This window comes from Alysiella sp., assembly GCF_030525755.1.
GTDB lineage: Bacteria > Pseudomonadota > Gammaproteobacteria > Burkholderiales > Neisseriaceae > Simonsiella.
In genome coordinates this window covers 89,481-108,359 of the sequence record NZ_JAUNEC010000001.1, presented here as the reverse complement: position 1 = coordinate 108,359, position 18,879 = coordinate 89,481, and the positions used below count along the sequence as shown (strand labels likewise).

Genomic DNA, 18,879 nt, shown 5'->3' with positions numbered 1-18,879 from the left:
AATTGGTTAATCAAATGGTTTGGCAGCCTGAAAGGTGGTGCGGGATTTTCAGGCTGCCTGAATGTTGCGTTTTACTTCTTCGGTGCTTCCAAAATCAGGTGTCCTACCGCCGTGTTGGATGCGGGAACATGGTAGAAGCGGTGTTTCACCACAGGAACTTCATCAGGTTCACACATAGCGGCGCGGGCAATCAGCCACATGACCAATTCAATGCCTTCTGAACCCGCTTCGCGAACGTATTCAACGTGCGGTTTTTTCGCCAATTCAACGGGGTCGGCAATCAAATCGTCCAAGAATTGGTTGTCCCATTCTTTGTTAATCAAGCCTGCACGTGGACCTTGCAACTGGTGACTCATACCGCCCGTACCCCAAATGTGTACGTTCAAATCTTCATCATAGCTTTCAACGGCTTTGCGGATGGCACGACCTAAATCGTAACAACGTTGACCGCTTGGTGCAGGGTATTGCACCACGTTCACATGCAGCGGAATCACTTTCACCGGCCATTTTTCCACATCGCCGAACATCACAGTCAAAGGAACAGTTAAACCATGGTCCACATCCAACTCATAAGCCAAAGTCAGGTCAAAGCCCGATTGGATAACCGATTGTGCCAAATGTGAAGCAAATTTTTGGTCGCCCGGCACATTCGGCACAGGACGCGGGCCCCAGCCTTCATCGCAAGGCTTAAATTCGTTGTTCATGCCCAATGCAAAAGTGGGAATCAGGTCAAAACCGAAGTTGTTGGTGTGGTCGTTGTAGACCAAAATAATCACATCGGGTTTATTCTCTTTTTGCCATTGTTTGCTGTATTCGTAGCCAGCAAATACAGGTTTCCAGTAGTCTTCGCCTGTTTTTTTCAAGTCCCATGCCACGCCAACTGCGGGAATGTGAGAGGTATATACACTTGCGGTGATTTTTGCCATTTTCTTTTTCCTTTCAGGCTGCCTGAATTATTTGGATTCTTGTTCGTGCAGATAGCGGTTGCCTTCAATGCTGCGACCGCCGTTGAGCATCATGGCACGGTATTCTTCTTCACTCATGCCTGTCATGCTGCCTGCCATTTGTTGGAAGGTCAAACCGTCGGTTGCGCCGATTTTTGCCAATACATAAATGTTGCCACCCAAATCCATCAAGCGGTTCAAATCACGGGCAATCACGGCTTCTTTTTGCTCTTCTGTCATCGGCCATTCGTCCAAATAGGCACGTTGGTCGGCTTTGAAACGCTCGCGGTTTTCGGCTTTCATCAGCGACATGCAGAATTGATTGAGATGATAACCTTGGCTGGCACGGTCTGAATCAAAAATGCGCGTACCAGGAATGTCGTTATAGGGCTTTTCTAATGCCATTTTGATGCTCCTTATTGGTTGAACAAACTGCTTTCAGGCAGCCTGTATGGGGGAAATAATGAGATTGATAACTGTGTTGGGTTTCAGGCTGCCTGAAACCCATTTCATTACGCCATTTCTTCTGGCCAATACAAACGCATCGGATTGTCCACCAGCAATTTTTGCTGCTCTTCTTGGGTAGGCGCGATGTGGGCAACCCAGTCCACCAACAAGCCATCATCGGGCATGTGGTCTTTCAGATTCGGGTGCGGCCAGTCGGTGCCGAACAGCACGCGGTCGGGGAATTCCTGCATCAGGCGACGGGCAAACGGTACCACGTCGGTGTAGGCATTCTGTTCACCGTCCAAAGCACGCGGCCCCGTATTGCTCAATCGTTCGGGGCAAGACAGTTTGCTCCAAAAATTCGGGTTTTCGCGCATCAGTTTGACAAATAATTCAAATTCGCCGCCGTGTACGGGCTGCGATACATCGGGGCGACCCATGTGGTCCACCACAACCGTAGTCGGCAATGAAGTGAAGAAATCGTAGTATTCCGCCAAGTCCGCCGCTTCAAAATAGATGACGATGTGCCAACCCAAAGGAGCGATTTTTTGTGCGATTTCCATCAAAGTATCGGTGGATGCGGTATCCACCAAGCGTTTGACGAAGTTGAAACGCACACCGCGCACACCTGCGGCATGCAAGGCTTTGAGTTCGTCCAAGCTGATGTCGCGTTTGACGGTCGCCACGCCGCGTGCTTTGTTGCCCGCGCTCAACAGGGCATCAACCAAAGCGCGGTTGTCTGCGCCATGGCATGTGGCTTGCACAATGACATTGCGCTCAAAACCGAGCAAATCACGCAAGGCAAACAGTTTTTCTTTGCCTGCATCACAAGGCGTGTATTTGCGTTCGGGCGCATAGGGAAATTTGTCGCCAGGCCCGAAAACGTGGCAATGCGCGTCCACTGCGCCTTGTGGCAGTTGCAGTTTCGGTTTGGAGGGATTGGGGTGAAAGTCCAACCAGCCTGCGGTTTTTTCAAATTGGCTCATGAAGGGTTTCCTTAGGGTTTAATCTTTAACGTTTTTAAGTATATATGGTCTTCAGGCTGCTATCGGTTCAAAATCTGTGATTTTGAACCGATGTGCGTACCCGTGGTACTGTCTGAAATGGTTTGTTATTGTCTGACAAAACGTCCGTTTTGATAGCGGTAAACAATGCGCCGCTTGGTCAGTTCGCCGAATTCGTATTCTTGGGTGTTGCGTACCACAGGGAAAGACAAGGTTTGTTTTTTGCTGTCGTACACAAAATGGCGGAAGTTTTCAGGCAGCTTGGTGTGGCTGTGCGGCTCGTACTCGTAGGAGATGATGTGTGTCGGCTGTTGCGTGGCAAACAGTTTGGTTTCGGCAAAACGGCTGCCTGAAATCCGCCACCATGATGCGCTTTTACCGTGCAGCCGACCGAAAGCGATACCGTGGTCGTAAAACAGATAGGCTGTACCGTGCGGCGGCAAGGTGTCTTGCGCGATGTGTTCAATCCTGTCCAGCGACAGCGAGACTTGGCCGATTTGCCCGTTTTTTCCGACAAACTGCACTGCGTTACCGAATTCGTGCATGCTGCCGCCTGTCTGCTCGTTCCACGAAAAGGCACGGATTTTGCGGTCGGGCGAGTGGACGACGGCTATGCCGGCCTGCTGCGCCAACGGAAAACCGCATGTGCCGATTTTGACGGCGGCCGTGTGTTTCAGGCTGCCTGAAAAGGCCCGGTATGCCTGTTCGAAGCGTGTTGCATCGTTTTCGCCATAGCCGCCGTATTGCATCATTTGGCGGTAATGCTGCGCCAGCTCGCTATCAGTGTGCCCGCAGTTTTGCGCCCAGGCAAGCGGTGCGAACAGGGCAAATGAAATCAGGGCCAAACGCATGGTTTATCTCTTTATGTCGGTGTCGGACGGCTTATTTTTCAGGCTGCCTGAATGTGGCTTGGATTTTTTCCCATTCTTGGTCAAATGCTTTACCGTCTGCCTCGGGATTGGGACTGCTGGAGCAATAGGCATCAACGACGGCACTGCTGCGCCGGGTTTCGTCATCGGAACCGTTTGCCATTAAGGAATAAACAGGCTGCTGCATGATGATGTTTTCGGCTTCGCGGCGTGTCAGAATCTCATGGCAGCGGTAGGCCTGAAACACGCGGAAAGGGGCAAAGATACTGTATTCGACGCCCTGTCCGTTTTTGCACAAATCAGGATATGCCCACAATTCTTGTGTCTGCACCAGCCATTGTTTGCATTGGGCAATCGGTGCATCTTGCGGCAATTTTTCGCGATATTGAATATCGGGGTCAAAAAATAAATGGATTAAAAGTTCCAGCCATGCCATTTTTTCCATTTACTGCTTCTCCATTTCCAATAAAGGTTTCAGGCTGCCTGAAATCAATCGATGTATTTCAAACCGGCTTTTTCCAATGGTTCGCGCATTTTGTAGTAGTCTAAGCCCAAAGTACCGTTGGCAAACAGTTCGCGTTTATCGCCTTCGTTGGCTTCGCGTTTTTCGGCGGCATTGGCGATTTCCATGGCACGTTCAGCCGGCACCACCACCACGCCGTCAATGTCGGCAATCACCACATCACCGGGATTGACCAATGCACCTGCACACACCACAGGCACGTTCACCGAACCCAATGTAGCTTTAATCGTGCCTTTGGCGTGAATGGCTTTGGAAAATACGGGGAATTGCATTTCGGTTAAGTCCGCCACATCACGTACGCCACCGTCAATAATCAGACCTTTGGCACCGCGTGCTTTGAACGATGTCGCCAGCAAATCGCCAAAAAAACCGTCTGCATTGTCAGATGTGCAGGCTGCCACAGCCACATCGCCTGGTTGCAATTGTTCGGCGGCAACGTGCATCATCCAGTTGTCGCCTGGTTGCAGCAAAATGGTTACGGCAGTGCCACAAATTTTCGCGCTTGGGTAAATCGGGCGCATATAGGGTTTCATCAGGCCGATGCGTCCCATGGCTTCGTGGATGGTGGCAACACCGAAGCGCGACAGTTTTTCTACGGCAGCGGGGTCAGCACGTTTGATGTTGCGTTTGACTACACCCAGTTGGTTCAAATATACGTCTGTCATGTTTACAGTCCTTTGGCTTTGAGGCGTGCGTCCAAGCGTGGGAATACGCGGCGGGCGTTGCCTTCGTAAATTTGGTGTTTGTCTTGGTCGGAGATTTGGGCGGCTTCAATATAGCGTTTGGTATCGTCAAAATAGAAACCTGTACGCGGGTCAATGTCGCGCACCGCACCAATCATTTCCGATGCGAACAAGATGTTTTTGTTCGGAATCACGTCCAGCAATAAGTCAATACCTGGCTGGTGGTATACGCAGGTGTCAAAGAAGATGTTGTTCAACAGATGTTCTTCCAATTCAGGCTTTTTCAGCACCATCGCCAAGCCGCGGAAACGTCCCCAGTGATAAGGCACCGCACCGCCGCCATGCGGAATCAGGAAGCGCAGGGTCGGGAAGTCTTTAAACAAATCACCTTGCAGCAATTGCATGAATGCGGTGGTGTCGGCATTCAGATAATGCGCGCCTGTGGTGTGGAAACAGTTGTTGCAGCTGGTGGAAACGTGAATCATGGCAGGAATGTCGTATTCCACCATTTTTTCGTAAATCGGATACCAGTATTTGTCGGTGAGTGGCGGTGAAGTCCAATGACCACCAGAGGGGTCTGGATTCAGATTGATGCCGACATTACCAAACTCATTTACACAGCGTTCCAGTTCGGCAATACAGGTTTCAATCGGCACACCAGGGCTTTGCGGCAACATGGCAACGGGGACAAAGTTGTCGGGAAACAGTTGCGACACGCGGTAGCACAATTCGTTGCAAATTGCCGCCCAAGCGGACGATACTTCAAAATCGCCGATGTGGTGTGCCATAAAGCTGGCGCGTGGCGAGAACAGAGTCATGTCCGCGCCGCGTTCTTTCATCAGGCGCAATTGGTTTTTTTCAATGGTTTCGCGCAATTCGTCATCGCTGATTTTCAGCTCGGACGCTTTGGGCATTTGCGATGGATTGCCGATGGCGGCAATTTGTCTGTTGCGCCATGCTTCTAATGAAGGCGGCGCAGTGGTGTAATGTCCATGACAATCAATGATTAAGCTCATTCCAATTTCCTTAATTGTGTTTGGTTATTTTGGGTTTCAGGCTGCCTGCATGATAAATGGTGCAGGCTGCCTGAAGATTTTGTGAAGTGTGTGTATTTGGGTTCGGTGTTTTCAGGTACAAGCAAGCTGCACCCTGACTTTCAGGTGCCCCGGAAATCAATCATTGTAGATTTTTTGTTTCAGCATCAAGCACACGCTCAAAACCATAGAAGGAATAGACAAGATGATGAAAATACTGACAAAATCCAATTTCCAAGCAATCAATTGTCCTGTTAAGAACGTGCCAGCAATCGCACCAAAGCGACCGATGCCCAACATCCAAGAAACACCTGTTGCACGGCATTCAGTTGGATAGAATTTGGCAGCCAGTGCAGGCAGCGAACTTTGTGCTGTGTTTTGCATCACACCGGCGAACAGCACCACCGCAATCAACATGCCCAAGCCTTGACCCAAAGCCCAGCCGATGCAAGCCACCGACAACGCAGTTAGGAAAGACAGCAAAACAATCAAACGGTTACCATTGAATTTGTCCATCAAGTAGCCGCTGGCAATCGCGCCCACACCACCCAGAGCAAACAAGGCTGAAATGCGCGGACCTAATTCAGGCGGCATATTGGCCTCTTTAAACAAAGTGGGCAACCAGTTAATCATCGCATAGAAAATAATCAAACCCATAAAATACGATACCCACAACAGTGCCGAGCCTGCACGGAAATGGCTGTTCAACACCATTGCCATTGGATTTTGATTGGTTTGTGCGGTTTTGTTTTCAGGCTGCACAAATTCGATATCAGACAAATCTGCGTTAGGATTAATGCGTTGCAAAATTTTGCGTACTTTTTCCGCAGGGGCTTTTTGAGCCACCAAAAACGAAGCCGAACGCGGCAGCAGAAAAATCATCAGTACACCCAAAATCAATGGTAGCAAACCACACCAGAACATTGCTGTGCGCCAGCCGTATTGCGGAATGATAAACGAAGCAAAAAAACCGCCCGCCGCCGCTCCGATAGGGAAACCTGTGTACATGGTATTCAAAATCAACGAACGCTTTTGTGTCGGGCAGTATTCAGACAACATCGCCACCGCATTGGGCATCGCTGCACCCAAGCCCAAACCCGTGATAAAACGCAATACGGTCATTTGGGTCAAATCTTGTGCATAAGCCGAAAACACGCAAAAAGCCGAAAACAATAAAACTGAAATGGTCAATACAACTTTGCGACCGAATTTGTCCGCCAAAGGTCCAGAAGTCAGCGCACCAATTGCCAAACCAAACAAAGCCGCACTCAAAACAGGTGCAAGCTGTTTCTTCTCGATGCCCCACTCATTCAATAAACTGGGCGCAACATAGCCAATCGCAGCGGTGTCCATGCCGTCAAAAAAAGCAATCAACAAACAGATGATGAAAATCATCCATTGATAACTTGAAAATTTGTTTTCGTCCAAAAATTGTTGGACATTAATGGTTTTGCTCATTTGATTATGCTCCATTCAATATACTCAAATGCGTGTATCGTTTTTCAGGCTGCCTGAAACCATTTAGACAGTATTGAAAATAATCAGCTGTTGCACTTTAAATGTAATGTAGGATTATTGCCGTTATTGTTTCTGTCAAAAAGTGTAAAAACGTACTAGGAGATATGATAAAAATAACAGGTCTGGTTTTACCGGTCGCAGGCATGCAGCCCCAAGCACAAACACCGACAGCCGACCCACTAATCCGATTTTGGTCTAACATCTTTTTCAGACTGGTTTTTGATGCATTTTCCCTCTCTTTCAATACAGATGATTTCCACCTTTGCCAACACCATTTTCAGGCAGCCTGCACGTCTCAATTCAGACTCAATACGTAATCGTTTCAAAGGCGGTAGCAACCGCCATATACAAACAGTACATCAAAGAGCGGCAACGTTGTATTATTTTAATTTGAAACAACCATATATACATAACTTAACAGCCATCAAACAAACAACTTGCATGATTTAACAAATATGAGATAATAATCATTATTATTTATTTATCAATTTGCTTTGATTTTTTGTACCCCATTCACAAGGTAAAACATCATGTCATCTATCAAACTACTTGGCATTTCCCTGTTAAGCACCACCCTACTCGCCGCCTGCGCTTCAGGCAAAGGCGGTTTTGATTTGGACAATGTACGGCACGACACCACAAGTGGCGCAACCAAACCGACTTATCAGGATGACACTTCTAATCCGCGCCGCGATACCGAGGCAGAAGTTGAAGCATTAAATCAACCTTCTTTGGGTTACGCAGTAGAAATTCCACGCCGAAATTTACGCGCCAACCCTGCACAATCCGAGAAACTCAACATCACTGCCGATAAGGTTCAAAGCATCAATTACAATTTAGATGATGTTCCCACAATTTTAGGCAACCGCATTCGTGCCGAAAAAATCAATGCCCATCAGTTATTTAATCCCCACCCCGGCACACTTGCAAATGAAATCGAGTATTCACACGATGGTAATGATTTGTTAAATAAAAGAAATTTTACTTACATTCGTTCTGGTTACGTTATTGGCGAAAATAAACTATTGATACGTTTCCCAGAAAATATTTTCTATAAAGCAGGTTATATGGGTTATGTTTTTTACCAAGGCAGCAATCCATCTGTTGTTATGCCCACACAAACCGTAAGCTACAAAGGTTACTGGGATTTTGTCAGCAACGCCGATAAATCGCGTTCCACTTTGCCCACTGGCTTTCATAAAGACAATTTCAACACCATACCTGGACAAGATGTGGGCGCAACTTCACTAGATGCCAATCTCAACCGTCGCGACATAAGCAAACCGCTTGGTCAAACTGCTGAGTTTACTGCTGATTTTGGCAATAAAAGACTTACAGGCACACTGACCAGCAACGGCAGTGTTACTGGTACACAAAAAATCAATGACCGCTACACCATTAACGCCGATATCAAAGGCAACCGTTTCCGCGGTTCGGCAACCGCAACCGACTCCAACCACGCCATTTTCGGCAAAGATGCCAAAAATCTCGAAGGCGGCTTCTTTGGACCCAATGCCGAAGAATTAGCGGGCAAATTCTTGGCAGACGACCATTCCCTATTTGCCGTATTCGGTGCCAAACGGGAAAACAATTTAACTGCCGACCAAATGCAAACCGCATTTGATGCCGTGAAAATCGATTCAGGCAGCCTGAAAAAAGAAAATGCAGACACTTTCGGCAATGCCGCCTATCTGGTCATCAACGGTAAACAGTTCGCACTGATTCCCGACGGTAAAAAGAAATTCTCCGAAATGGATTTCAGCGAAACTGTCAAACGCGATATGGACGGCAAAAAATATGCCGTAACCGTGTGCTGCAACAATTTAGACTATGTCAAATTCGGCAACTACGGTGAAGAAGACACCACCGCAGGTCATGGCGGTACATTGATTACGGTATTGAAAAATGGCAACTTTTTCCTGACAGGCGAACGCTCCCCCCTTTCCGCTATTCCCAACAGTGGCAATGTCCGCTATCAAGGTACTTGGGAAGCAAAAATTTTGAGCCAAAACGGGTCGGCATGGACAACCAATGCAGGCAATAAGCCTTCTTCCAGCCGCTCTTTGTTTGATTTTGATTTTGCAGCCAAATCATTCACTGGCAAACTGATTGCCGACAACGGCACAGAAGACATTCCCACGTTTACGCTTAAAGGCAATATCGACAAAAACGGTTTCAGTGGCACTGCCGAAACCAAAGCAGGAGGTTTCCAACTTGATGGCGGCAGCACAGGCGCAGGTACACTGGTCAATATCAAAGCCGATATCAATGGTGCATTTTACGGACCCAATGCATCGGAAATCGGCGGCACCATTCACAAAGACGGTACAGGCGACAAAATCGGCGGTGTTTTCGGCGGCAAACGCCAAGTGGTGAAATAAACAGCCCATGCTGCCTGAAAACCTGATTTTTCAGGCAGCATCCGCAGATTGGGTAAGCATCCCAACATTCACGATTCATTGATTTGCAAAAAAAATATTGACAGGGTGCAACAAAGTACCCTGCCATCTGTTCTCTTTTCAGGCAGCCTGAAAACCATACCGCACGCTATCTCAACCTTCTCTCAATTTAATGCGATAACGGATTCAAATAATATGTCTACAAACCAAACTTTTAAACGCACAATTCTTGCCATCGCCATTGGCAGTGCTTTACCTGTTGCCTATGCCGTACCTGCCGATACGACGAAAACGGCAGACACCGAACAGGCACAACAATTAGAAACCATCAATGTTCAAGCCAAACGCCGCATCAGCAAACGTCAAAATGAAGTAACCGGCTTGGGCAAAGTAGTCAAAAGCAGCGAAGACATCGATAAAGAACTGATTCTGAATATCCGCGATTTAACCCGTTACGACCCCGGTATTTCCGTAGTAGAACAAGGGCGCGGTGCCACTTCGGGCTATGCCATGCGCGGTGTGGACAAAAACCGTGTCAGTATGCTGGTGGACGGTTTAAGCCAAGCACAGTCCTATATGACTTTGGAATCCGATGCCAATGGCGGTGCCATCAACGAAATCGAATATGAAAATGTGAAATCCATTGAATTGAGCAAAGGTTCAAGTTCGGCAGAATACGGCAGCGGTGCATTGGGCGGTGCAGTCGGTTTTCGCACCAAAGAAGCCGATGACGTGATTAAACAGGGACAAAACTGGGGCTTGGACAGCAAAACCGCATACAGCAGTAAAAACAGACAATTCACCCAATCCCTTGCCGCTGCAGGCAGAATCGGCGGTTTTGACGGCTTGGCGATTCTGACCCACCGCAAAGGCAGCGAAACCCGTGTGCATTCGGCAGCCGAAGATGTGCAGCACAGTTTTAACCCTTTAGAAGGTTTTTTTGACGAATACGATATCCGTCCGTCCAAACCTGCCAACGCGCGTTCCAATTCTTACTACATCATCAAAGACGATTGCCCAACTTTGAGTTTGGATTGCCGCAAAGCCAAAGCCGATCCCAACTACCGCAACCATCCGTCATTGCGTCCCAATTTAAGTCCGGAAGAACAGGCGCAAGCCGATAAAATGCCCTACCCTATCCGCACCGCCAATGCCAAAGATTACACAGGACCCGACCGCATCAGCCCCAATCCGATGAAATATGCCAGCCGTTCGTTTTTCTGGAAAGGAGGCTACCGCTTTTCACCTAACCACTATGTAGGCAGTGTATTGGAACACACCAAACAGCGTTACGACATTCGCGATATGACCGAACGTGCCTATTACACCACTGAAGATGTTTGTCCCAAAGGCAACTGCCAAGATATAGGCAAAAACGGCCCCCACAATGTAACGGGTTTATCGGTCGGCAACGGCGGCATCACTTCAAGCAGCAATCCATTGGACGGCTTGGTATTCAGCAAAGGCAACGTACTGCACGGCGCACGCTATGCAAAAGGTAAATTTTTTGACGAACGCCACAGCAAAAATCGTTTTGGCGTGTTTTATCAATACCAAAACCCCGAAAAAAACACTTGGGCAGACAAATTCAGCGTCAGCTTTGACCACCAAAACCTGCGTTTAAGCAGCCAAATCCACCGTACCTATTGCTCAGACTATCCTGATGTCAGCAAATGCCGCGCCCAATTGGACAAACCGTTTTCAGGTTACAGCACCGAAACCAACAACTACCAAGAATTGCTCAATCTGGCGCAATTGAATTGGGAAAAAACCTTCCGCTTGGGTATCACCACACACAAACTGCATGCAGCAACAGGTTTTGGCACACACCGCTCCACCATGAAACATGGCGACATTTATTCCGAATACGTTTCGCCACCTGCCTACATCGCAACAGGCACAGGCAATGGCACATACAATTCACCCCGCATTTATGAACGTGAAAACAAACCGTCCGTATTGATACAGAATCACGGCTGCAACAACGCACGTGGCGACATCTTGGACTGTACGCCGCGTATCATCAAGGGCAAACAATATTATTTTGCCCTGCGCGACCACATCGCTTTGGGCAAATGGGCAGATTTGGGCTTGGGTGTGCGCTACGACCGACACACTTTCCGCTCCGATGATGAGTGGACACAAGACGGCACATACGGCAATTGGTCATGGAATGCAGGTTTAAGCATCAAACCCAGTCAATACTTTACCGCATCCTACCGCATTTCCAACGGTTTCCGTGTACCTGCATTTTACGAATTGTACGGCAACCGCATCGGAGCGGCAGACAAAGCCAACCCCTATATGCAGGCAGAAATGCTCGGTCGCGACAAATTAAAAGCCGAAAAAGCCTTCAATCAAGAAATTGGTCTGGCTCTCAAAGGCGACTTCGGCGTATTGGAAACCGCATTTTTCCAAAATGAATACAAAGACCTACTGACCACAGCCGACAAAATCATGCCGCCCGGTTCCCGTTTGCGGCATGTCCGTGGCTTTTACAATACCCAAAATATCAAACTCAACGGCATCAATATTTTGGGTAAGATAGACTGGGCCGGCATCAGCAGTTTTTTCCCCGAAGGCCTGTATTCCAATCTTGCCTACAATCGTGTCAAAATCAAAGAACGCAGCATACGCAACGGCTACACCTATATCGCCGAACCCACATTGGAAGCGGTACAGCCCGGGCGCATCGTTGCAGGCATCGGTTACGACCAACCCGAAGGCAGATGGGGCTTCAATTTAAGCGGTACATATTCCAAAGCAAAAGAAAACAGCGAATTGACAGGTAACAAATACTACGGCACCAATGCCGTACAAATCGCAGGCAAACGCACCCGTGCATGGTACATCTACGACCTGACGGCATATTACAACTGGAAACAGAAATTCACCCTACGCGGCGGTATCTACAACTTGACCAACCGCAAATACAGCACATGGGAAAGCGTACGCCAGTCTTCCACCAATGCCGTCAATCCCGACAGAGGCACCAGCTCTGCCCGTTATGCCGCACCTGGCAGAAACTTCACCGTAAGTTTGGAGATGAAGTTTTAAAACAGGCATCCACTAGATTATCAATGTATTTTTATCGGAAATCATACAGATAAAATACAGTACATAAAGGAGCGGTCGCCTTGTCTTCTTTGATAATTTGAAACAGCTATGATATTGGTCTGAATTGAGGCATATAGGCTGCCTGAAAACCCATGTCCAACACAAAATCACCAAGAACCAATCAAGACCGCTTCTAATAAATAAGAATGATTAACAAATGATTTTAACCATGAACCACAAAACCCTTTCAGCCCTACTATTACTGATGTCCTTCCCTGTTACGGCAAACAATGAAAAAAGCCCCGATGACCACCGCCTTGCCGATGAACAAGTGCACCAACAAATCCAAAGCACCCTGCCCAAACAGCCTGAAAAAAAGGTTATCCCCCCTGAAACAACATCAGAACAAAGCATTGCTTTAAGCGAAACCGAATTACAGCAACACCCCGATTTAATAGTGCGTGCCATCATGGCAGCACTATTACAAGGCAATGGCGAAAATACAGCAATTTTGTTGCCACACTACCAAAGGCTGCCTGAAAACCTGCGCGAGCCTGCATTGGACACTTGGGCACAAGCCCTTGTAGCACGTTGGCAAGGCAATCATGGACAAGCCGTGCGCTTGTATCGTCAGGTTTTGGCAGAAAAACCCGATTGGTCAGTATTGCGTTTACAAACCGCTGCCGCATTACTGTCCAACAAAGAATGGGAAGCCGCAGAAGACCAGTTTCGCAAAGTACAAAGCGAAAACCAATTACCACCCCAGTTGGCAAACGAAATTGAACAAGTTGTGGCACACATCAAACAACTCAGCCACTGGCAATTCAGCGGCAGCACCACCTTCATCAACGACAAAAACATCAACAACGCCCCCCAAAACCCCGATTTAGGTGGCGGTTGGCGTGGCGAAGAAGCCCAATCAGGTCAAGGATTTGCCATCAATTTTAGTGCAACAAAAAAATGGTTTTGGCAAAACGCGCTGTTTCATGAACTGCGTTTAGACAGCAGCAGCAAATACTATTGGAACAACAAACGCTTCAACGAAGCCAACATCCGCACATCACTTGGTATCGGTTATCAAAACGCCAAAAACAGCCTTACCCTATTGCCATTTTTTGAACAAATGTGGTACGCGGGTGGCAGCAAAAATGACTCAACCTTACAACGATTTTCACAAGGTCGCGGCATCGCCTTGGAAGCATCACACACCTTCAACCCCAAATGGCAAGGCAACCTATATGCCGAAACCATACAAAACCGCTATCGCACCCGCAAACACTTAAACGGCAACGCCCATTTTGTTTCACTTACCGCCTCCTATCAACACAACCCCAAACAAGCATGGTTTGCAGGCATAGATTTCAACCGCAGCAATGCGCATGATGCCGATGATTCCTTTATCCGCAAAGGCATACGCACAGGCTGGTTACAAGAATGGTCAAAAGGCTTGGCAACGCGCATAAGCGTTTCTTATGGCAGAAAAACCTATCGTGCTGCAGGATTCTTCAATCGCGTACAAGCCAACCACGAATGGGGCGCACAAGCCAGCATTTGGCATCGCGCCCTACATTGGCAAGGTTTAACACCACGTTTAACATGGTCATACAACAAAAACCGCAGCAACATCAAACTGTATAACTACGACAAACACCGCGTATTTTTAGAAATCAGCAAACAATTTTAAAAGATTATGTTTTCAGACAGCCTAAACCCCACCTCCCAGATTTACCAAATTCTGAAATCTCATACCACAAGGGTGCAACTTGCAGCCCCAAAAACCTGCCTGAAACACCCCTTTCAGGCAGCCTCACCCAAAACTGATGCAAAAAAACAACACCCATCAAAAACACCCTAACCCATTAAAAACAAATAAAATAAAACAACACTCCACAAAAAAAACACACCCAACCCCACAAAAAACCACCCCAAAACATTGCCACCCAGCCCCAAGCCCCTTAATATTCAAAAACACAAAACAAGCCCAAAGGTTTGTTCCACAAAGCGGGCAACCGCGCAACCCTTTCAATTTCATCAACGTAGATTAAGGAATACTGACATGAAAAAAACCCTGATTGCTCTGACATTGGCAGCATTGCCCGTAGCCGCATCTGCTGACGTAGTTCTGTATGGTCAAATCAAAGGCGGTGTAGAAGTAACCAAAGTTAAAGGTGAAAAAGGCACAACCACCAACATCGTGGACTACGGCTCACGCATCGGCTTTAAAGGTTCTGAACAAATCGGCGACAACTTGAAAGCCATTTGGCAGTTGGAACAACGCGTAGATATCGCTGGCACAGCTGGACGTGGCTTTGGCACACGTGATTCTTTCGTAGGTTTGCGAGGTGACTTCGGTACCGTTAAAGCAGGTCATTTCCAAACTCCAGTTGCCCGTTTGAACGGCGAATTGGACGAATGGGAACACGGTGACGATAGCAAAGCTGCGGGTCTTGATACATTCACACGTACTACTGCCGCAACTGGTCGCAAAGTGGCTTTATCTTACACTACGCCCGAGTTCTCTGGTTTAACTGCTGAATTGTACGTTTCTCCATCTGACAACAACAATAAAAACAAAGAGTCAGCCATCTACGGTACCTCTGTAAGCTACAAACACGATGCAGGCTTCTTTGCTGATGTTGCTGGTGTATACGTGAAAAACACCACCACAGTAAACGGCAAATCCAAAGACGGTTACCAAGCTTTGGTACAAGGTGGCTACAACAAAGACAAACTCTTTGCAGGCTTGGCTTACCAACACACCAAACGTGTTGATGAAGATGTTAAATCAGGTCATGAAGTTGCCGCAACCGTTGCATACAAATTTGACGACAGCTTGCGCGTAAAAGCATCTGCTGCTTATGGCTTTGGCTTTAAAGATGAAGATGGTAGCAAAATTTATGGCAATGGCAAATACTATCAAGGCATCGTAGGTGCAGATTACGCTTTGTCTAAACGCACCATCGTAAACGGTCAAGTAGGTTACTTGAACGTAGGTAGCGGTGCTGACAAAGAACGTCAAGGCACATTGAGCGTAGGTTTGGTACACAAATTCTAATCCATTCCTAACATGGATTAACAGGCTAACGCCCAAAGCCCTGCTTGCAAAAGCAGGGCTTTTATCTGTTAATTGGATTAAATCCCAACAACCTTTTGTTTAAAAATATATAGTTTATCACACAAAAACATTTTGCCCCTTTGCAATAAAATTGACCAAATGTGATTTTCAGGCAGCCAATCTCATAAAAATGGCTGCCTGAATGCCTTTTCAGGCAGCCTGCCCACCCATTTTCCGCTATAATCCACCCATTTTTCATCATTTTTACTGTCAAGGCAAAAACATGACTTTATCCAAATATTCCCCCACCGAAATTGAACAAAAACATTACCAAAATTGGGAACAAAACGGCTATTTTCAGCCCAATTTCGCGCAAAAAGACGCGTTTTCCATTCAACTGCCGCCCCCCAATGTTACAGGCACGCTGCACATGGGACACGCCTTCAACCAAACCATTATGGACGGCTTGACGCGCTATTACCGCATGAAAGGCTGTAACACCGCTTGGATTCCTGGCACCGACCACGCAGGCATTGCCACGCAAATCGTGGTGGAACGCCAACTTGCCGCGCAAAACATTTCACGTCATGACTTGGGGCGCGAGGCGTTTTTGGCAAAAGTGTGGCAATGGAAAGAACAATCTGGCGGTACCATCACCCAACAAATGCGCCGCGTGGGTTGCTCTGCCGACTGGTCGCGCGAATATTTCACCATGGACGAAACCCGCGCCAACATCGTTACCAAAGTGTTTGTGAAATTGCATCAACAAGGCTTGATTTATCGCGGTAAACGCTTGGTAAACTGGGACCCTGTTCTCGGCACAGCCGTTTCCGATTTGGAAGTGGAAAACGTGGAAACCGATGGCTTTATGTGGCACATTCGCTATCCGTTTGCCGATAATCCGTCCGAAGGCTTGACCGTTGCCACCACGCGCCCTGAAACGCTGTTGGGCGATGTGGCGGTTGCCGTTCACCCCGAAGACGCGCGTTACGCGCATTGGATTGGCAAAAAAGTGATTTTGCCGCTCACAGGGCGTGAAATTCCTGTGATTGCCGATGAATATGTGGAAAAAGATTTCGGTTCAGGCTGCGTGAAAATCACGCCTGCACACGATTTCAATGACTACCAAGTCGGCAAACGCCACGACACGCTTTTAATCAATATTTTTGATTTAGAGGCGAAAGTTTTATCAGAAACGCAAGTTTTTGATTATCGCAACGAGGCGCAACAGGGTTTCAGGCTGCCTGAACAATACGCAGGGCTTGACCGCTTTGAAGCGCGTAAAAAAATCGTTGCCGATTTGCAAGCACAAGGCTATCTCATTGAAACCAAACCGCATAAACTCATGACCCCCAAAGGCGACCGCACAGGCAGCGTGATTGAGCCGCTTTTGACCGACCAATGGTTTGTGGACATGCACGCCACACCCAACGGCGGCGAACCCGATTCCGAGTTCAAAGGCATGAGTTTGGCACAAAAAGCGCAACACGCCTTTGCAAGCGGACAAATCCACTTTATCCCCGAAAATTGGATTAACACCTACAACGAATGGATGCGGAAATTGGACGATTGGTGCATTTCGCGCCAGTTGTGGTGGGGACACCAAATTCCTGCGTGGTACGATGAAAATGGCAATATTTTTGTCGCGGATAGTGAAATTGAAGCATATTTTCAATTGATTAATCAAAAATCAAGCACACAAATGTTATCAGGCATTCATGGTCAGGAAGATGCCCAAATGCTTGCGATTTATGCTGATTTTGCCGTATTTTTTGAAGAATTTTCAGGCAGCCTGTTATCCGATGAAGCAAAAAAACAAGCCGCTCATTTAATTCAACAAGCTAATGATTTAAATATTAAATTAACCCGCGATGCAGACGTGTTGGACACATGGTTTTCGTCCGCACTGGTGCCGTTTTCCACTTTGGGTTGGGACGACAAGGGCATCAGCACAGATGAATTGAAAGCATTTTTGCCGTCCAGCGTGTTGGTAACGGGCTATGAGATTATTTTCTTCTGGGTGGCGCGTATGGTGTTCATGACCATGCACTTCACAGGCAAAGTGCCGTTCAAAGCCGTGTACATTCACGGCATGGTGCGCGACCACGAAGGCAAAAAAATGTCCAAATCCGAAGGCAATGTGATTGACCCCGTGGATTTGATTGACGGCATTGATTTACCACAACTTTTGGAAAAACGCACCACAGGTTTACGCAAACCCGAAACCGCCCCCCAAGTTCGTGCCGCCACCGAAAAACTCTTCCCCGAAGGCATTCCAGCCATGGGCGCGGACGCTTTGCGTTTCACCATGGCAAGCTACGCGAGTTTGGGTCGCAACATCAATTTTGATTTCAAACGCGCCGAAGGTTATCGCAATTTCTGCAACAAAATTTGGAACGCCACCAACTTCGTCTTAATGAACACGGAAGACAAAGACTGCGGCTATGGCGAATTTGCCACCGAGCCACGCGCCTACTCCTTCCCCGACCAATGGATTATTGGGCGATTGAACGAAGTGGAACGCGATGTAACCCAAGCCTATGAAACTTATCGTTTTGATTTAGCAGCAGAATTGTTATACAGCTTCATTTGGAACGATTATTGCGATTGGTATTTGGAATTGGCAAAAGTGCAATTACAAAACGGTTGCGCCAGCCGCCAACGCGCCACACGCCACACTTTGCTGCGCGTGTTGGAAGTGAGTTTGCGCCTGTTGCACCCGATTATGCCGTTTATCACCGAAGAATTGTGGCAAACCATCGCGCCCATGTGCGAGCGCAAAGTTTCAGACAGCATTGTGCTTGCGCCCTTCCCCATTTTTGACGAAAACGCGATTGCCGAAACCCAAGCCGCTTTTGGCAAAATGTCCGCTTTGCAAGATTTGGCAGGCGCGGTACGCAATCTGCGTGGCGAAATGGGCATCGCGCCCAACATCAAAGCCCCCTTGTTTGTGGAAACGGCAGACGATTTGGGCGAACTGTTGGCGTATTTGCCCGCCTTGGCAAAACTGACCGAAGTGCAAGCGGTCGCCACGCTGCCTGAACACGAAGATGCGCCCGTTGCCGTGTGCAACGGTGCGCGTTTGATGTTGAAAGTGGAAGTGGACAAAGCCGCCGAAACCGCGCGTCTGAACAAGGAAGCCGAAAAGCTGAACAAGGCTTTGGAAAAACTGAACGCGAAATTGTCCAAAGCAGGCTATGTGGACAAAGCCCCCGCGCATTTGGTGGAAAAAGACAAAGCGGAATTGGCTGATTTGCAAGAGAAATTGGCGAAAATTCAGGTGGCGTTGGATAAATTGAAGTAAAATCATTGTAGAGTGCGTACCACGCACTGAATCTCTAAAATA

13 protein-coding genes are annotated in these 18,879 nt (G+C 47.7%); 5 read left to right on the top strand and 8 right to left on the bottom strand.

What is annotated here, in order from left to right:
• Window positions 1-71: 71 nt before the first annotated feature.
• From Q4B82_RS00505 to Q4B82_RS00470, 8 genes are all read right to left on the bottom strand, one after another.
• Window positions 72-926 (bottom strand): class III extradiol dioxygenase subunit beta, encoded by an 855-nt coding sequence (locus Q4B82_RS00505; protein WP_303064463.1) that lies wholly within the window; start codon window positions 924-926, stop codon window positions 72-74.
• A gap of 27 nt (window positions 927-953) precedes the next feature.
• A complete protein-coding gene (gene ligA, locus Q4B82_RS00500; protein ID WP_303064462.1) occupies window positions 954-1,349 on the bottom strand; it encodes a protocatechuate 4,5-dioxygenase subunit alpha in 396 nt (131 codons plus the stop codon).
• Between the two features lie 107 nt (window positions 1,350-1,456).
• Window positions 1,457-2,377, bottom strand: coding sequence for an amidohydrolase family protein (locus tag Q4B82_RS00495; protein ID WP_303064461.1), 921 nt, complete (start codon window positions 2,375-2,377; stop codon window positions 1,457-1,459).
• Window positions 2,378-2,502: 125 nt separating this feature from the next.
• Entirely contained in the window at window positions 2,503-3,246 is a 744-nt protein-coding gene (locus Q4B82_RS00490) for a hypothetical protein (RefSeq protein ID WP_303064460.1), read from the bottom strand.
• Between the two features lie 31 nt (window positions 3,247-3,277).
• On the bottom strand, window positions 3,278-3,709 hold the full coding sequence (locus tag Q4B82_RS00485; protein WP_303064459.1) for a hypothetical protein: 432 nt from the start codon (window positions 3,707-3,709) through the stop codon (window positions 3,278-3,280).
• Window positions 3,710-3,753: 44 nt separating this feature from the next.
• Entirely contained in the window at window positions 3,754-4,452 is a 699-nt protein-coding gene (gene ligK, locus Q4B82_RS00480) for a 4-carboxy-4-hydroxy-2-oxoadipate aldolase/oxaloacetate decarboxylase (RefSeq protein WP_303064458.1), read from the bottom strand.
• A gap of 2 nt (window positions 4,453-4,454) precedes the next feature.
• Window positions 4,455-5,486: an amidohydrolase family protein gene (locus Q4B82_RS00475; protein ID WP_303064457.1), complete on the bottom strand. Its 1,032-nt coding sequence runs from the start codon at window positions 5,484-5,486 to the stop codon at window positions 4,455-4,457.
• A gap of 156 nt (window positions 5,487-5,642) precedes the next feature.
• Window positions 5,643-6,962 (bottom strand): MFS transporter, encoded by a 1,320-nt coding sequence (locus tag Q4B82_RS00470; protein ID WP_303064456.1) that lies wholly within the window; start codon window positions 6,960-6,962, stop codon window positions 5,643-5,645.
• Between the two features lie 590 nt (window positions 6,963-7,552).
• On the opposite strand from Q4B82_RS00470, the gene Q4B82_RS00465 reads away from it, so the two are divergent.
• The 5 genes from Q4B82_RS00465 to Q4B82_RS00445 all read left to right on the top strand — a co-directional run bounded on the left by Q4B82_RS00465 (window position 7,553) and on the right by Q4B82_RS00445 (window position 18,837).
• Window positions 7,553-9,403 carry a transferrin-binding protein-like solute binding protein gene (locus Q4B82_RS00465; protein WP_303064455.1) on the top strand — a complete coding sequence of 617 codons (1,851 nt, stop codon included), beginning with the start codon at window positions 7,553-7,555 and terminating at the stop codon, window positions 9,401-9,403.
• Window positions 9,404-9,508: 105 nt separating this feature from the next.
• Window positions 9,509-12,478 carry a lactoferrin/transferrin family TonB-dependent receptor gene (locus Q4B82_RS00460; protein ID WP_303064453.1) on the top strand — a complete coding sequence of 990 codons (2,970 nt, stop codon included), beginning with the start codon at window positions 9,509-9,511 and terminating at the stop codon, window positions 12,476-12,478.
• Between the two features lie 229 nt (window positions 12,479-12,707).
• Window positions 12,708-14,162, top strand: a complete 1,455-nt coding sequence (locus Q4B82_RS00455) for a porin family protein (protein ID WP_303064452.1) — start codon at window positions 12,708-12,710, stop codon at window positions 14,160-14,162.
• A 372-nt stretch (window positions 14,163-14,534) separates the two neighbouring features.
• Window positions 14,535-15,533 (top strand): porin, encoded by a 999-nt coding sequence (locus Q4B82_RS00450; RefSeq protein WP_303064451.1) that lies wholly within the window; start codon window positions 14,535-14,537, stop codon window positions 15,531-15,533.
• Between the two features lie 283 nt (window positions 15,534-15,816).
• On the top strand, window positions 15,817-18,837 hold the full coding sequence (locus Q4B82_RS00445) for a valine--tRNA ligase (protein WP_303064450.1): 3,021 nt from the start codon (window positions 15,817-15,819) through the stop codon (window positions 18,835-18,837).
• Window positions 18,838-18,879 lie beyond the last annotated feature (42 nt).

Excerpts from the sequence above, each read along its gene's own strand:
- Q4B82_RS00505 (WP_303064463.1), bottom strand. The coding sequence starts at position 926 with ATGGCAAAAATCACCGCAAGTGTATATACCTCTCACATTCCCGCAGTT.
- Q4B82_RS00490 (WP_303064460.1), bottom strand. The coding sequence starts at position 3,246 with ATGCGTTTGGCCCTGATTTCATTTGCCCTGTTCGCACCGCTTGCCTGG.
- Q4B82_RS00465 (WP_303064455.1), top strand. The coding sequence starts at position 7,553 with ATGTCATCTATCAAACTACTTGGCATTTCCCTGTTAAGCACCACCCTA.
- Q4B82_RS00455 (WP_303064452.1), top strand. The coding sequence starts at position 12,708 with ATGAACCACAAAACCCTTTCAGCCCTACTATTACTGATGTCCTTCCCT.
- Q4B82_RS00445 (WP_303064450.1), top strand. The coding sequence starts at position 15,817 with ATGACTTTATCCAAATATTCCCCCACCGAAATTGAACAAAAACATTAC.
- Q4B82_RS00470 (WP_303064456.1), bottom strand. The coding sequence starts at position 6,962 with ATGAGCAAAACCATTAATGTCCAACAATTTTTGGACGAAAACAAATTT.
- Q4B82_RS00495 (WP_303064461.1), bottom strand. The coding sequence starts at position 2,377 with ATGAGCCAATTTGAAAAAACCGCAGGCTGGTTGGACTTTCACCCCAAT.
- Q4B82_RS00485 (WP_303064459.1), bottom strand. The coding sequence starts at position 3,709 with ATGGAAAAAATGGCATGGCTGGAACTTTTAATCCATTTATTTTTTGAC.
- Q4B82_RS00475 (WP_303064457.1), bottom strand. The coding sequence starts at position 5,486 with ATGAGCTTAATCATTGATTGTCATGGACATTACACCACTGCGCCGCCT.
- ligA (WP_303064462.1), bottom strand. The coding sequence starts at position 1,349 with ATGGCATTAGAAAAGCCCTATAACGACATTCCTGGTACGCGCATTTTT.
- Q4B82_RS00450 (WP_303064451.1), top strand. The coding sequence starts at position 14,535 with ATGAAAAAAACCCTGATTGCTCTGACATTGGCAGCATTGCCCGTAGCC.
- ligK (WP_303064458.1), bottom strand. The coding sequence starts at position 4,452 with ATGACAGACGTATATTTGAACCAACTGGGTGTAGTCAAACGCAACATC.